The organism is Leptospiraceae bacterium, from assembly GCA_024233835.1.
Taxonomy (GTDB): Bacteria; Spirochaetota; Leptospiria; order Leptospirales; family Leptospiraceae; genus JACKPC01.
Window position 1 is genome coordinate 107616 of the sequence record JACKPC010000007.1, and the last position, 14695, is coordinate 122310.

A 14695-nucleotide genomic window follows, 5' to 3' on the forward strand; every position below is an offset into this window, starting at 1 on the left:
TATCGCAACGAAGCGGAAGGTTGAATCACTTTTGATATCTATTTTCAGGAGTTCAATACGATTCACCATATTTTCTTTCCTTTGTAAGATTGATTGCAATTAGAAATTACCGATAAATAATCACCGAAAATACCTTTATAAATTAGATCTTTTATCCATTGAAAGAATCGTTCTCTTCCTATTAAATTCAAACAAAACTTAGTATATTCATTATAAAAAATAATACGAGAATTGTGAGCTATGTTGTTTCTTACTATTCGATACTTTGAAGTAAACTTGTATATATCTGTATATTTATTTGTTACATAATCCTCTCCTAATAAATGAAATAAACAATTTTTTAAATCATTCTCTGCTTTAACCGAAATTTCTATTCCATAAATCCACATTGATAACACGCCCATAGTAAGTGGACGATGGCCTGAAAGACATTTTTCTATTTCAATTCTCCACTTATATTTTCTTTCTAATTCCAATGATTGTAAAACAATATCAGAATAATCTCTTAAACTCAAATAAAATCGATTATTAAATTCATACTCTATTTGACTAATGAATCCTAATAATATAATGCTATAATCATCCTCTTCATCACAAAATGCTTCATGTTTTATTAAAGTTTTTAATTTTTTATAATTTAGATAAGTTTCTTTAAAAGTATTTGATATGTTTCTTTCTAAATTTAACAAATCCAATTTACTTCCATCTATAATGCTTCTCGTGTTTTGAATACTATATAGTTTTGATTCTATTAGATCCCTAATTTTTTGTTCTAATTCATATTCTTCTTGATATGAATAACCATCATTAATCATAAAACATCCTTATAAAATATATTTCCATTTCCATACAAAGACCATCCAGCCCAATACAAAGGGCTGGAAAAATTTTTATCTTTCATAATATCGCTTCTAGATTGTTCTAGTGATTCTTGCAAGCTTTTACCATTTAAAAAATATTTATAAAAATTTGAAAAAAAAATGGACGATGCAGTATCATCGATATCCCATCGAGCCGCTATGACTGCATTAACTCCTGAACTTAAAAATGAACTAACAACTCCCATATAATCACCACCTTTTACAATTTCTCCTTTTGCTGTAGAGCAAGCCCCTAAGACTACAACTTTTAATTTATTAAACTTTTTAAAAAGTATATCAAAACAAGTATACAAAACATTTTTTCCTAAAAGCAAACCAGATAATAAAACCTCATCCTTATAAAAGATTCCATGGGTTCCTAAATGAAGAATATCAAGACTATCAAAAATAGTAAAAATTTTATCTCTATCAATGAATATATTAGAATATTCTATAATTGGGTTATTGATATTTTTTATATCATCAACACTTTTTGGTAAATCTTTTGTTGGATTAACAATATATCCAATATGACTTAGTAATAACTTCTTATCTATATTATTAATAATTCTAGATAAGTTAATTTCATATGATATTCTATATAAAACTGAAAAAAGCTGTCCATTAACTATAATACTTTCAAAAGGCAACTCGTGAAAAATACCGTATGGAATAAGATATAAATTTTTACATTTCTCTAAGGATTCACAATTTTTCAAGATTAATTCGTGGAAGGACTTGCTTAATTCTAGTGCTTGCTTTTGAGATTCTTGAGTGATAATATGCTTTTTAATAATAACTTTATAAGTTTCAATTTTTCGTTTTAAATTATTAGCTTTAATTTCTATCGGAATATTTTTAATTCCTTGATTAGTACATTCAAAAACCATGAGACGATTGTTGTGTTCAAAAAATACAAGCACTGTATCTATTTCAGACAACATCTTTATTAATGTTTCAGAAACTTTAGTAAACTCATTTTCAGGATGCTTAGGTGTATTAACTATTAATTTCTTTTGGGTAATAACAGTTGAAAGATCATTAAATAAATTATAATCTTTCACTGAACTTCTTATTTTATTCTTATTTACAAAAACCATTTTAGTTACGATATTTTTTACATAATCCAAATTAATATCTATAGAGGACACCATGAGATTAAACATTGTATTACGATGTATTTCCAAATAATCAAGTGCTTTTAGTATATTAGATATTTTTAAATAGTAAATTACAACTTCTTCATGAAAAGTAGATATTCGATGAATAAAATTTTTTAAAATATTTACAGATTCATGATCATCAATCATATGATTTATAGTGTAATTAGCACTTTCAATGATCGAATTAATTTCATCTTGATTACTTATATCAGTAGTGATGGCGTTACTAAATTTTTTTAACTTATTATCAAGGTCATCATGGAAATTAAAATGATACCCTTCCAAATGCCGAATGATATGAAAGTCTTTAGTTTCTTCTTTAGAATATTTCCCTTTACTTAAATTCCAATAATCTATTTTTTTATATTTTTTTTCTGATTTTACAGATAGTATATATCTGATTATCTTATGTAAATTGAATTGTCCTGAACGAAGAAAAAAAATATAGTCAAAAAAAACTGCTTTTTCTGGTTTTCCGTTGCAAAACAATGTCCAAGAAAAAACATCATATAACCTAATTCTTTTTAATTCGCCTTGACGAAAATAATATTCGTATATAATTTCTTTGTCTTTTAATGATAAGGATTTCATCATAAGCTGAAGAGTGTGTGATATTATTTCTATAGGATTTCCATACTCATCAACGAGTAAATCTTTAGGCAGTTTACGTTTTGTTATTTCGAGATCCCATGATTCATCTAGTCCACCATTGTTTTCAATAAAATTAAAACAATATCGACCTCGCTCTGATAGCATATCTATAGAAAATTCAGTCTCGATAGAATTCCAATCAATCGTTAAATTATCTAATATTTTACTACAATCAGAGAAATCAAAAAAATTTTCTAGTGAAATATCTGTATTCCGAATAGGATATGCTTTAATAGAAATGTCATATATTTCATTGAAAATATTTTTGATTTTAAAACTAAACCGATTCCAAAATGAGTTGCCAAACAAATGAGCTGCTGTTTCTTTATTAACTGCTTCCAATTCTTTTAATAAATGGCCTAGTTTGGGGTTAAGATAATCATAAATATCTCGATTTTTAATTTTTTGATATGTAGTATAATATAATTTTATACCATAATATTTGTTACACGTTTCTAATATTCTCTTTTCTTCAATTTTTGACATTGCATATATTGACATAAAGTCAGACAACTCCAGTAAATCATCTCTTGAAATAGCAAAATCATAAACTACTATTTTTTCAAAATTTTTTATTTCTCTAAAAGATCCATTTCGAAATACACTTTTTCCTCTAAGTAATTTCGATAATATTAGTTCAAAGTCCCATTCATCAATTCTGGTATTTATTAAATTATTGTAAATATCTATGGGTATAGCAAAATAGCAAAGAAAGAATGATTCATTTTCAGAAAAATCTTTTAAAAGTTCATTTAATAAGAGCTCAGGAATATGGTTATAAAAATAATTGCTAATATTTCTATTGATTTCTTTCTTGTTATGCTTTTCATAATGGAAAAAAGAATGGATAATATTCAGTTCTGTATTAAGAATTTCTTTTATAGCCTTAAGATAAAAATGTATGCCCCAATCATATTCAGTTTCTTGAATAAAATCACTTTCGTAATCACCTATATCTAAATTATAACTTTTTTCCACCAGCAATCCTTTTATATAAATTTATAATGCAATTGACAATATAGAAGTATGATATAAATAGGTGCTCACATATCTATATTTCCCTTCCACTACAAATTAGAGATATAATAAATAAACCATTATATTACATTATAAAAGCTCTTCCAACAAAAAATTGAAAGGCGAAAATGAAAAATTGCCTTACGAAATACTATGCATAAAATTAGTATATAGGATATGAATGAAAGTAGAGATTTTAAGGAAAGGGTAGTTTCTGCTTTTTTAAGGGCATTTCCGAAGGAACCGCGTTTTGTTTCCAATCAGGAGATTCGTTTCTTTTTGGAGAAAAATCATTTTTTCCTTCTTCTCAGGAATTCCTTATTTTAAAAGATTTTGTCATTAATGAATTGGTATTTTTGCTGTCCTACACTCTATCAGGCCTCGGTTTAAACCGAATCGTAACGAAAGGAAGAGATACTTACAGATTTTTTTTAAGGGAAACAATCAAATCTTTTAAAATACGCAATAGTTTCGGATCTTTTCGGACTTCATTAAGGATGATTTCTTCTTCTTCACTAAGAGAATTACTGCTTTTCACATCCAGCATTTGTCCGGTTCCCTATATTAGCCATTTAATACTAAACCCATGCTCTTCATTTAGTTTAAGAATAACATCGATTGGGAGATGTTTAGCTCTACCATTAACAATATCACTTAAATTGGAAGCTTGGACACCATACTTTTGAGCAAAATCTTTCTGCTTCATGCCAAGGTATGTAAATAGCTCTTTGTATTTTTCTTTATTCATAATTATATTTTTTCGCTTTTTTATTGATTTGTGCGATATAGTATAACATTCTGGTAAACACCAACTAACCAAGCATTTCCCTTCTTCGGTCATGCCGTCAAGTCACTTCGGTGCTTCGATACTAAATTTATTGCAGAAGCAATAAATTTCACTCAGCATCCGAAGGGCAGAAGCCAGCACTCACTCAGTGGCCGAGAAAGTCGATGAAAGCTTGGTTTGGTAAATAAAAGGAGCCTATATGCAACACTATGAAGTAGAAGCCACGGTCGCCGAAGATGGAACCCTTTCCGCAAAGCTACCGCAGGCCGTAGAACCCGGAACTTACAGGATTGTCGTGGTTTTCGATGAAATCACCGTCGCTTCGCATGATCTGTCCCTACAACACGAGCTATCCTTACGCCTCAAACGTATGGAAGAAAACCCTCACCCCGGTTTTACAAGGGAAGAAGTAGAAAGGGATTTGGAGGCACTAAATGCTTAAAAGCAGCTTACAGCCGTCAGCTATCAGCGGACAGCGTTTTAAAACTGGGAGTCTTCAGGGGGGTTCTCATGGAAAATGAAAACAAAAAGGGAGAGAGCTATCGCTTTGAACCGGAGGCCAGGAAAGACCTGGAAGATTCCTTTCTCTGGTATGAGAAGCAGAAGAAAGGTTTGGGTTTAGAGTTTGCTAATGAGGTTTTTGATACTGCGGAAGAGCTTGGAAAAAAGAGGAGAAGCACTGTAGAGATGCATAGCAATCCATCTATATCTTCGGTGAAGAAAACGAAGCTAAAGCGTTTCCCTTTCTCCCTCTATTACGTTCTCAAAGAAACCCTGATTTCAATAGTTGCCGTCTGGCATGACAGGAGAAATCCGGAATCTTTGAAAAACAGAAAATAAATAATCTACCCACGAAAGCGACCCACCGATGGGTCGCCTACAGCGGTGAAAATAAACATAATCTATCTTCAAGGGTGTTGCCGGCTGAGAGAGTGGAACGAGCCGAAGCCAAACACCCTTTTTCCCAGCCGGGAAAACAAAGTCCACCAAATAAGGCCTCTCTTCATTAGTGTTTGGATATTATGGATTGGTAAGGAACGGTCGCGACCGTTCCATGTCAGACCATTCCACTGAGTGCTTGTTTTCCTTTTGGAAATCCATACTTTCAAGTAAAACCACTAATTTTAAGCTATCAGCTCTTTAATAGTTAAGTATTCCTTTTATAAGAAAAAGCTTATCTATCACAAAAGCTGACCGCTGACAGCTAAAACCAAACCTCTAATCCCTAAGCACTTTTTTGAAAAACTTTTCAAGATAGGCTTTCGGAAGTTCAGTCATTTCTGAAATGAAATCAAGAGAGGAACCTGCATGTTTCATTTTTATCGCGGTTCGAAGGGCTTTTTTATGCTCGGCTCTTTTTTCACGAATACTAACAAGGCGCTGTGTCTTCTCAATTTTTTTCTCTGCCAGCAGGCGTTCTTCTTCCTTTCCTTTTTTGAGTCCTTCATGATAGGCATAATGCCTCATCGCCATAAAATCCCGTTCGGACTTCAGGCGCATCTCGTAATAAGCTCTGGTCTTATCGTCGAGGGAAATATCTTTCAAAGCTTCTATCGCTTCCCTTAAATCCGAGTACGGCATCTAAAAGTTTTGCTAAGAGATGAGGTTTCTTTATGCAAAATATCTTAAATACGATATCGCTATATAAAGGTAAAAGCCCGTTCTGTTTTTCCATATCTTTCTGTTTCATTTTATGATCTCCTACTATAAAGGGTTTGAAAATGCAAAAATGGAACAAAAATTTTCTATGAAATAGGAAGCCGAACTGGACTTTTGGGATAATTTCTGAGATTTTTTTTCAAAAGCTGACGGCTGTTTAGCTGATCGCTGGCAGCCTGCATCTGGCTTGCATCTGGCTTGCATCTGGCTTGCATCTGGCTTGTATCTGGCTTGTATCTGGCTTGTATCTGGCTACTTCTGACTTACTCCAAGCTTGCTTCTGGCTTGCTTACTTTAAAAAAGGATTTTAAAAAAACATATTAAGAATGATATAACTACACAGTTACAAAAACTGGACAAAAGACGAACTGGATAGTTATGACTATTTTATTATGCGAGAACAGGATGAAAGAGGAAGGGTGCTGTGCAAATCACTTCTCTCTGGATGTTGAACAACATGACCAAACAAAGGAATTTTGAATGAGATACGTTTCTATAGGTTTAATAATTCTTTTCTATATTTTTTTCTTCTTAAGAGCACTTATTTTAAAAAATAAGATTGGTAGAAGTATAAAAGCAAATGATTTAGTTTTAAATATCGCCATTCTTTGTGCGGGAATTTCAAGTTTCCTTTTCATTCTCCAAATGACTGTGCCATCCTTCGGGAAATATATATTTACCATACCCCACATTTACTACATTGAAATTGCAGGAACTATCCTTATTGCAATTGGCTTAATTTTTAGTACGATAGCATCATTAAACCTTGGAAATTCTTGGAGAGTTGGTGTTCATGAACAGGAAAAGACATCTTTGGTCACAACCGGAATTTACAAAATATCACGTAATCCATACTTTTTCTTTTATGATATCGTACTTATTGGTCTTTCATTATCATCATTTTCAATGATTGTTACAACATTTTCTCTGGCGACGATAATTTTGTTTCACTTGTTGATTCTCAAGGAAGAAAAATATTTAGATAGTGTTCATGGTGATGATTACAAAAAATACAAAAAGGAAACAAGAAGATATATCTGAATGGTCGCACAACAGCGAACGTTAAAGGGCATTTTTTGGATGGATTAAAAAAAATCTAAAAAAGTGCTAAGTTTTTGAACTTTGATAATATTTCTTGATTTTGAGTCAGTTACTCGCAAGTAACATTCATGCTTTGATATAGCATCTTGTATACATTCACATTGTTTATCTGTGCTTATCAATTCATAAAATTTTAACTTTTGAGGGCTGTATTTTTTACTTAGAGTCCATAATTTTTTGCGAACACCCTTGGTTCTAACAGTACCTATATCTTTATTGTATTTAATCTTAAACCACTCACTTGATTCACTTCCTCCATGGATTACTTTCTCTGCGTATTGCAGGTGACCCAGTATTCTTAGTTTTTTTTCAGAATCAATGTCGGATATTACGGTGAGACCTCTTTTTGAAGAAGCATAATATTCAGTTTTTATAAATTTAGGAAATTCACTTTTTAGATTGATCTCTTCTGAAACTATTTCACGATCGATACTGTTTAAAAATTGATTTTGGGAATCAATTTTTTCTTTATGTTTTGAATGTTCATTATTGCATTGCAAAAGAGTCAATATAATAAACATATAAATAAGTAATTTCATTTATTAAAATCCTCAACAACTTAAATTTGACCTCCGGCTTCAGCACTGCCAGGGGTGGTTCATGATATGCTTTACTTGAAACTCTCCGAAGTAGAGTTTCGAGGAATTAAACCCGAAAGATAAAACTAAAATGAAGGAAAAAATAGCAAGCATTATAAAAGATTAAAAGAAGATATAAAACCTGTATTCTTTTGCCAGGCCCTAATTTCTAACCCCGGGCCCTCGGGAAAGGTTTTGGTTTGTAAAATTTTATTTTAAAAGTCCTTGAAGTTAACAGGGAAACCTACCGCTTTTTTACATGATTATATTTTCTGCTTGCCCGATTTTCGATTCCTCCAATTTACTTGGAACATACGTATGCCAAACCAGAATAACTTTTTTTCATTTATTCCCCATCCCCGTTTTCCTGAAGAATACGAAATTTGCCAAAAAACAGGAGCCTGCCGCTATTTAAAAGCCAGGAGCCGGGAATACAGTGATACTTATTTTTCTGAAGAATACAAAAATCAGTATAAAAAAACCTATTACGAGGATGAATCCGCTCTTCGTAAACTGGCTCAAAGAAGACTTGCTATATTATCAAACTTTATAAACCCTGAGGGAAAAAGTTTACTGGAAATTGGCTGTGCAGCCGGTTTTTTCCTACATGAAGCCCAAAAAACCGGGTTTAAAACCACGGGAATTGAACTTTCCCAAACCGAAACCGCTTATGCAAGAAATTTAGGTCTGAACATTTTCTGTACTTCTTATCTTGACTTTGAAAGCCCCGAACTGTATCATGTTATCTGTGCCTTCTTTGTACTGGAGCACTTCGACAGGCAACAGGAAGTCCTGGAAAAAATGGTTGGAAGTCTGGAAAAGGGTGGGTTTATATTCTTGGCCCTTCCCTCTTTGAAAGGACCTACATATACAACAAATCCGGAAGAGTGGTTTAAAACACACCCGGAGGACCATTTTATAGATTACTCACCGGACTCAATTCGAAAGGTTTTTTTAGCCTACGGGATGGAGCTTGTCTACAAAGAGCCCATGTCTTACCATCCTGCAAGAGATAAGGGAGTTCGGGGTATGTTTCCGCTCAAACATTTTTACAGGCAACTGGCCGGGTGGGACTGTTATGGAGACACAATGCAGGTTTTATTTCGCAAAAACAAATGAGAGAGGAGGAGGATTGCACGAGCAGAAAAGAAAACAAAACGCTCAATCACGATTTACACAAACAGTTCAAAACAAAAACAAAACTGTTTTTGGGAGTATAATAAATGAAATTTACTGAATTAGACTTACATGAGAATTTGCATAAAGCTATCGCGGATCAGGGTTTCGAAGCCCTTACTCCTATTCAAGAAAAAGCAATACCTCATATTTTACAGGGAAGAGATTTAAGCGGGCTTGCCCAGACCGGTACAGGCAAGACAATTTGCTTTCTACTTCCTATTATTCAAAATCTGTATACACAAACACATACTGAAGGACACCTTGCGCTTATCCTCGCACCAACCCGGGAACTTGTTATGCAGATTTGTGAAGAAGCTGAAAAGCTTCTGAAATACAGCGATCAAAAAATAGCTACCATCATCGGAGGAGTAGGTTATAAAGAGCAGGAAAAAACCCTTCAAGAAAATGCTGCTCTTGTTATTGCTACCCCTGGAAGATTAATTGACCACATTCGTTCCGGCAAACTGAATTTAAAAAACATCCAGTATTTTGTATTGGATGAAGCCGACAGAATGTTTGATATGGGTTTTATACGGGACATTCGCTACGTAATGAGACATTGCCCGGAAAAAAAACAAACCCTTCTCTTTTCTGCGACTATGTCGTATTATGTAATTCGCCTGGCCTCAGACCACCTCAAAGATCCTCTCGAAATTAAAGTCGAATCCGAGAAAATCACAACAGATAATATCGAACAGAGGGTATACCACCTGGGTAGAGAAGAAAAATTTCCTTATCTGGTAAATACGATCCTTGAAGAAGCCAAAGATAAGGATTTCGGTCAGGGAATTATCTTTACCAACCTGAAAATGATGGTAACAGATATTGTAAATACACTGAGACGTTTTGGAATCCCGGCTACAGGAATCTCATCTATGCTGGATCAGAAGAAACGAATTAAGCTTTTAAAAGATTTTAAGCTGGGTAAATACAGGTACATGGTGGCTACCGATGTAGCCTCCAGGGGACTCGATATAGAAAGTATAGATACAGTGTATAATTTTGATCTTCCGAGTGATACAGAAAGCTATGTACACAGGGTAGGTAGAACAGCAAGGGCAGGAAGAAGCGGTAAAGCGCTAAATTTCTGTTCTGAGTTTGACTACCAGGAACTGGAAAGAATAGAAAAGTTTTTACAGTACAAAATTCCTATAGGAGAAATAAGGGAAGACTATCTGAAATTCCCTGTTAACGAAGTGGATAATTACGAAAGATTTAACGATAGGGGAAGAGATGTTCGCTCTTCCAATGATAGTAATGGAAACTGGAAAAAGAATAACGGTAATTACAAATCCCGTAAAAAACAGAACCAGCAGGGAGAAGGACCCAAACATTTTCATAGAAAATCCAAACTTAAGAAATTCCAGAAGTTTAATCAGGATAAGCCGACTTACAAAGAAAATGTAGAACAGGCCGAGATGTTTTTAGAAAAAGCCGGGGATTTACTTCCCATAAATAAACCGGTAAAAGATTTCCCAAAACCCAAAAAGAAAAATTTTAAAGATAAGAGAAAGCAACAAAAAAATAATAACCCCGATTATTCCAAAAAAAATAGGGGCGAATACGAGAAATCAAAAAGAAATCTTTTTGATATCAACGATGAACCGAACAAAGAAAACCAGAAACCCGATTCAATTTGGAAAAAAATACGTTCTTTCTTCGGGCGTTAACCAGCCTATTATTTTTAGGTTTACTTTCCCCTATTTTTGCAGAAGAGAAAATTCCTCTGCAATACGGGGGGAAGTATATCAGGTTTAGTGAATTAACCCATATTTTTCAAAGCCTGAAAATTCGTCTTCACAACCCTACTCTCTTAGGAAAACTCTATTCCAAAACTACCAGAAAATCCCTGCGATTTCGGATAGATTCCTATTTTTATCAGCATAAAAGTCTGACAAAAAAACTTCCCGAGCCCATCCGCTACCGAAAACGAGACATATTTCTGCCGGTATTTCTTTTAGATACCATTTTCCTGGATATTCTCGATATGGATGTTGTATATGAAGCTGATAAAGAGTCTCTCAATATAATCAGTGTTTCCGAAAAAGAAGCCATACATCCTGAAAAAATCGAGTTGAAATATATTATTCTCGATGCAGGACACGGTGGTTCCGACCCTGGGGCCATCGCCGGTGACAAAACCTATGAAAAAGATGTTACCCTGAAAGTAGTTTACTTCTTAGAAAAGCTCCTTCGAAAACGCTTTCCTGAACTGAAAGTAATCCTGACTCGAAAAGACGATACCTTCATTCCCCTGAAGGAGCGAACCCATATTGGAAACGAAAAACTCAATACCAGCACCAATTCTATTTTTGTCAGCCTGCATTGTAATGCGGCTTTTAATGATAAAGCCAATGGTATGGAAATTTATTATCTCGACCAGACAAGGCGATTGGAAAGCTATCGAGAATATTCTATCATCCAGAAAAACCTCATTCCTCCGGGCAGAAAAATGGAGATAAGACAGATTCAAAGCGGGATGATGTCAAGCCTTATCCAGAGACGAAGCCTGAGGCTCGCCGAAACCATTCACTACAAACTTAGAAACGAGCTTCATCCGAGAATTATCAGCCGGGGAGTGAAACGGGAAAATTTTCACGTTTTACGAGAAAGTCTTATGCCCGCGGTACTCGTGGAAATGGGCTTTATTTCTCATCCCCTCGAAAATAAGTTGTTATTTGATAGGAAAATCCAGATGAAAATCGCGGAAGGGATTGCGGAAGGCATTCGATTGTTTGCCCGAAGCAAAGATGTGCAGAGTTAAAAATGAAAAAAATATTTCGATTATTCACTACAGTTAGCAAACGGATTCTATCTATATCCGCCGGAAATTATTCAAAGAAAGATACACGCTTTCTCTTTTTTTATTTCTCCTGGTTCTTTGCCCTTATGTTTTATATGGGCTTCTACCTCGTGGGGAAAAACCCCTTAAGTTTGCTTCTACCTTTTTCCCATTTCCATTTTCCCGTACCAGAAAAACGCTCTGATAAAACTCTCTATCTATCAGATGGTCAGGGGAATGTTTTTAAATCTTCGAGAAAAGTTTATTTTGAAAAAGGAAGGCTACAGGACAATATCCTTATCCTGATTTCTGAAATTGGAAAATCCCCTTACTATGAAATGGACAATAGCTCTGATTTGCTCCAGCTCAATCAGAATCTAAAAAAACTTCCCGGTTTAGAAACAGCGATTATCTCGATCTGGTATTTACAGGATTCCTCTCGTTTAATTCTGGATCTAAGAGAAAAGACTATCCACAAGGAACTTGCAAGGTTGCGATTCCGGGTGGGACGTATTAAAGCAGATAGCATTTATGATTCTAATTTTGAAGAAGAGAAAGAAGAACGAAAAAAAGAAACAAAGAAAATTCGTTATAACTTCTTAAAGTCCACATTTCTTTCTATAGAAAAAACCCTCTTTGATAATTTTCCAGAAGTTAAGTCTATAGAATTTCGACTGGATGGTCAGATGAAACAAATAGAGGGACTGGACTACGATCTTACAAGTTCCAAAAAAAGAAGTTAAGAACCTGCTTTATAATAGCCTGTAAGCAAAACTTTACTTAGAGGCTATATTTCTTTAAAGAATCGAGGCACGATGGACAGTATTTTGCAGAGGGTTCACTTTTTATAAGGTATTCTCTCGCTGCTTCGTTCTGGGTATAAACCATAATTTGTTTTCGAGAAATAGGTTCTCCGCAGAAAAATTGCATTTTATCGTCCTGCCTGGTTTTATAACCAATATGTGTTTGATTTCTCATATTACTCATACCCACACAAAATAACGGAATAAAGCCCCTTTTCGTTTCCTGTTCCGGGCCGGGAACCTGTGCTTTTTTTTTCCAGGGCCAAAAATTCATATATTTAAATGCTCCTTTTTATGCAGGGTGAAGACTTGCGATAAACAGTTTTATCAATATTTTCTTTCATTGTTTTCCGACAAGAACTTTATTCCGAAAAGCCTATTTATGAAAGTGATAAACATTTAGATTAAAGTCCTCCCGGTTTATAGTATAAGAGTCAATTCTATAAAGGCCAGCTTCTAATTTAAATATGTCAAAGTCACTATCCTTAATGTAAGGATTCTCACCATGCTCGGTAGAACTCATCAATTGAAGAGGACCCGGTATCTTCCATTCCATGGAATCATCAGGACAAAGAGTTAATAAAGAAAGCCCGGAAAGAAGCCTTTCCAGTTCGTCATTTCTCTTATTGGAAGCAAAATTACCTTCTTCAGAAATTATGCAATTAGACTCTTTATGGATTCCGAGTCTATACGGGCTGGACAAAACCAGGGCCTGACCGCCTTCTATATCCAGAAGATGCAAATCTTTCTTATCCTGAAAACTACAGGCTCTATCGAAATCAGTTTCAGGAAAATCAAAATCAAAGCTATCACAGATATCATACTTCCCGCTCGGAACGATAAGGTCAGGATATTCAGAGTAAGAAGGTATATAAAACCCCCGATAGTTTTTAAGAATGGATAGCGGAACCAGGATTGGAGGAGTTTTATAAAACCATAACCATTTCATTGTTTTCTAAAATACCTGATAGAACTTTTAAAACCATCTAATAAAATATCTTCAGCCGGGTAAAGAAAAAATCATTCGGAACTTAAAGAATCAATATAAGCTTGACTTTTTTCTTCAAACTCGCAAAGCTTATCTTATTCATTCCAAGAGCCAAATCGAATATGCAATCCATTCCTGTCTTAACTCAACCTCTCAGTATAGCACCTATGATGGATTGGACAGATAGATACTACCGTTACCTGATGAGGTTAATTACAAGAAAAACCCTTCTCTATACAGAAATGGTAACAACACCTGCTCTTTTGCACGGTAACAGAAAAAACTTCCTTCAATTCAATAAATTCGAAAAACCTCTTGTCTTACAATTAGGAGGAGATAATCCTTCTGAGCTTATGTTTGCCGCCAGGCTTGCAGAAGAATGGGGCTATTCCGGGATCAATTTAAATGTGGGCTGTCCGAGCGATAGGGTTCAAAATGGTAATTTTGGAGCCTGCCTTATGGCCAATCCGCATCTGGTAGGAGAATGCCTACTAAGCATGCAAAATGTCGTAAAGATTCCCGTAAGCATAAAACACCGCATCGGTATTGATGGCTATGAAACCTACCAAGACTTGCAGAATTTTGTATCCCTTGTCTCTTCTTATGGATGTAAGCATTTTATAATACACGCAAGAGTTGCTATTTTAAAAGGCCTTTCTCCTCTTGAAAATCGGACAATTCCTCCGCTTCGCTATGAAGATGTTTATAAAATAAAAAAGGAGTTTCCGGATTTACAGATAGATATAAATGGTGGAATCAGAGATTTTACTACAGCAAAAAAACAGCTAAAATTTGTAGATTCTGTTATGATAGGAAGAGAAGCCTATGAAAATCCATTCCTATTCGAGAAGGCTGATTCTACTTTTTTTGGAGAGGAATATAAACCTAAAAAGAGAAAACAAATTTTAGAAGAGCTTTCCTTTTACCTTCAAGAAGAGGTAGGGAAAGGTCAAAAACCATCTGCCATTCTTCGACATTGCTTAAACCTCTATAAGGGTGTTTCCGGTTCAAAACAGTACAAAAGGTTTCTAACAGAAAATATGTATAAGAATCAGGGTATAGAGTTTTTTAAAGATTTACTCAAAGAACTTCCGGAGGAAATTTAATTTTTTTGTCCCATTTTTCCC

The 14695-nt window shown here is 34.4% G+C and carries 16 protein-coding genes; 9 read left to right on the forward strand and 7 right to left on the reverse strand.

Features of this window, described 5'->3' with window-relative positions:
- Positions 1 to 62: 62 nt before the first annotated feature.
- Both H7A25_24615 and H7A25_24620 read right to left on the reverse strand, forming a co-directional pair.
- Positions 63 to 815: a hypothetical protein gene (locus tag H7A25_24615; GenBank protein ID MCP5503105.1), complete on the reverse strand. Its 753-nt coding sequence runs from the start codon at positions 813 to 815 to the stop codon at positions 63 to 65.
- The gene (locus H7A25_24620) at positions 812 to 3652 is read right to left on the reverse strand and encodes a CHAT domain-containing protein (GenBank protein MCP5503106.1); all 2841 of its coding nucleotides are present in this window, start codon (positions 3650 to 3652) and stop codon (positions 812 to 814) included. The genes H7A25_24615 and H7A25_24620 overlap by 4 nt, the downstream gene beginning before the upstream one ends.
- 216 nt (positions 3653 to 3868) lie before the next feature.
- On the opposite strand from H7A25_24620, the gene H7A25_24625 reads away from it, so the two are divergent.
- A complete protein-coding gene (locus tag H7A25_24625; GenBank protein ID MCP5503107.1) occupies positions 3869 to 4018 on the forward strand; it encodes a hypothetical protein in 150 nt (49 codons plus the stop codon).
- Positions 4019 to 4250: 232 nt separating this feature from the next.
- On the opposite strand, the gene H7A25_24630 is transcribed toward H7A25_24625, so the two are convergent.
- A complete protein-coding gene (locus H7A25_24630) occupies positions 4251 to 4439 on the reverse strand; it encodes a helix-turn-helix transcriptional regulator (GenBank protein MCP5503108.1) in 189 nt (62 codons plus the stop codon).
- Between the two features lie 238 nt (positions 4440 to 4677).
- On the opposite strand from H7A25_24630, the gene H7A25_24635 reads away from it, so the two are divergent.
- Complete coding sequence (locus tag H7A25_24635) at positions 4678 to 4920, forward strand: hypothetical protein (protein ID MCP5503109.1); 243 nt, start codon at positions 4678 to 4680, stop codon at positions 4918 to 4920.
- 68 nt (positions 4921 to 4988) lie between these two features.
- Positions 4989 to 5318 carry a type II toxin-antitoxin system RelE/ParE family toxin gene (locus H7A25_24640; GenBank protein ID MCP5503110.1) on the forward strand — a complete coding sequence of 110 codons (330 nt, stop codon included), beginning with the start codon at positions 4989 to 4991 and terminating at the stop codon, positions 5316 to 5318.
- 378 nt (positions 5319 to 5696) lie between these two features.
- On the opposite strand, the gene H7A25_24645 is transcribed toward H7A25_24640, so the two are convergent.
- Positions 5697 to 6059 carry a hypothetical protein gene (locus tag H7A25_24645; GenBank protein MCP5503111.1) on the reverse strand — a complete coding sequence of 121 codons (363 nt, stop codon included), beginning with the start codon at positions 6057 to 6059 and terminating at the stop codon, positions 5697 to 5699.
- 558 nt (positions 6060 to 6617) lie between these two features.
- On the opposite strand from H7A25_24645, the gene H7A25_24650 reads away from it, so the two are divergent.
- Positions 6618 to 7178 carry an isoprenylcysteine carboxylmethyltransferase family protein gene (locus tag H7A25_24650; GenBank protein MCP5503112.1) on the forward strand — a complete coding sequence of 187 codons (561 nt, stop codon included), beginning with the start codon at positions 6618 to 6620 and terminating at the stop codon, positions 7176 to 7178.
- A gap of 44 nt (positions 7179 to 7222) precedes the next feature.
- Here H7A25_24650 and H7A25_24655 read toward each other — a convergent pair whose 3' ends face one another.
- A complete protein-coding gene (locus H7A25_24655) occupies positions 7223 to 7777 on the reverse strand; it encodes a hypothetical protein (GenBank protein MCP5503113.1) in 555 nt (184 codons plus the stop codon).
- Between the two features lie 357 nt (positions 7778 to 8134).
- On the opposite strand from H7A25_24655, the gene H7A25_24660 reads away from it, so the two are divergent.
- From H7A25_24660 to H7A25_24675, 4 genes are all read left to right on the forward strand, one after another.
- Complete coding sequence (locus tag H7A25_24660; protein MCP5503114.1) at positions 8135 to 8935, forward strand: class I SAM-dependent methyltransferase; 801 nt, start codon at positions 8135 to 8137, stop codon at positions 8933 to 8935.
- Positions 8936 to 9039: 104 nt separating this feature from the next.
- Positions 9040 to 10665 (forward strand): DEAD/DEAH box helicase, encoded by a 1626-nt coding sequence (locus tag H7A25_24665; GenBank protein MCP5503115.1) that lies wholly within the window; start codon positions 9040 to 9042, stop codon positions 10663 to 10665.
- The gene (locus tag H7A25_24670) at positions 10632 to 11759 is read left to right on the forward strand and encodes an N-acetylmuramoyl-L-alanine amidase (GenBank protein ID MCP5503116.1); all 1128 of its coding nucleotides are present in this window, start codon (positions 10632 to 10634) and stop codon (positions 11757 to 11759) included. Before H7A25_24665 ends, H7A25_24670 begins: the two co-directional genes overlap by 34 nt.
- Positions 11760 to 11761: 2 nt before the next feature.
- Positions 11762 to 12520, forward strand: a complete 759-nt coding sequence (locus tag H7A25_24675; protein MCP5503117.1) for a hypothetical protein — start codon at positions 11762 to 11764, stop codon at positions 12518 to 12520.
- Positions 12521 to 12557: 37 nt separating this feature from the next.
- On the opposite strand, the gene H7A25_24680 is transcribed toward H7A25_24675, so the two are convergent.
- Positions 12558 to 12854, reverse strand: coding sequence for a hypothetical protein (locus tag H7A25_24680; GenBank protein ID MCP5503118.1), 297 nt, complete (start codon positions 12852 to 12854; stop codon positions 12558 to 12560).
- A 102-nt stretch (positions 12855 to 12956) separates the two neighbouring features.
- Positions 12957 to 13529, reverse strand: coding sequence for a hypothetical protein (locus H7A25_24685; GenBank protein ID MCP5503119.1), 573 nt, complete (start codon positions 13527 to 13529; stop codon positions 12957 to 12959).
- A gap of 161 nt (positions 13530 to 13690) precedes the next feature.
- Between H7A25_24685 and dusA the strand changes: the two genes are divergently transcribed.
- Entirely contained in the window at positions 13691 to 14674 is a 984-nt protein-coding gene (gene dusA / locus H7A25_24690) for a tRNA dihydrouridine(20/20a) synthase DusA (protein MCP5503120.1), read from the forward strand.
- Positions 14675 to 14695: the final 21 nt, after the last annotated feature.

Excerpts from the sequence above, each read along its gene's own strand:
- H7A25_24615 (MCP5503105.1), bottom strand. The coding sequence starts at position 815 with ATGATTAATGATGGTTATTCATATCAAGAAGAATATGAATTAGAACAA.
- H7A25_24625 (MCP5503107.1), top strand. The coding sequence starts at position 3,869 with ATGAATGAAAGTAGAGATTTTAAGGAAAGGGTAGTTTCTGCTTTTTTA.
- H7A25_24630 (MCP5503108.1), bottom strand. The coding sequence starts at position 4,439 with ATGAATAAAGAAAAATACAAAGAGCTATTTACATACCTTGGCATGAAG.
- H7A25_24635 (MCP5503109.1), top strand. The coding sequence starts at position 4,678 with ATGCAACACTATGAAGTAGAAGCCACGGTCGCCGAAGATGGAACCCTT.
- H7A25_24640 (MCP5503110.1), top strand. The coding sequence starts at position 4,989 with ATGGAAAATGAAAACAAAAAGGGAGAGAGCTATCGCTTTGAACCGGAG.
- H7A25_24645 (MCP5503111.1), bottom strand. The coding sequence starts at position 6,059 with ATGCCGTACTCGGATTTAAGGGAAGCGATAGAAGCTTTGAAAGATATT.
- H7A25_24650 (MCP5503112.1), top strand. The coding sequence starts at position 6,618 with ATGAGATACGTTTCTATAGGTTTAATAATTCTTTTCTATATTTTTTTC.
- H7A25_24655 (MCP5503113.1), bottom strand. The coding sequence starts at position 7,777 with ATGAAATTACTTATTTATATGTTTATTATATTGACTCTTTTGCAATGC.
- H7A25_24660 (MCP5503114.1), top strand. The coding sequence starts at position 8,135 with ATGCCAAACCAGAATAACTTTTTTTCATTTATTCCCCATCCCCGTTTT.
- H7A25_24665 (MCP5503115.1), top strand. The coding sequence starts at position 9,040 with ATGAAATTTACTGAATTAGACTTACATGAGAATTTGCATAAAGCTATC.
- H7A25_24675 (MCP5503117.1), top strand. The coding sequence starts at position 11,762 with ATGAAAAAAATATTTCGATTATTCACTACAGTTAGCAAACGGATTCTA.
- H7A25_24680 (MCP5503118.1), bottom strand. The coding sequence starts at position 12,854 with ATGAATTTTTGGCCCTGGAAAAAAAAAGCACAGGTTCCCGGCCCGGAA.
- H7A25_24685 (MCP5503119.1), bottom strand. The coding sequence starts at position 13,529 with ATGAAATGGTTATGGTTTTATAAAACTCCTCCAATCCTGGTTCCGCTA.
- dusA (MCP5503120.1), top strand. The coding sequence starts at position 13,691 with ATGCAATCCATTCCTGTCTTAACTCAACCTCTCAGTATAGCACCTATG.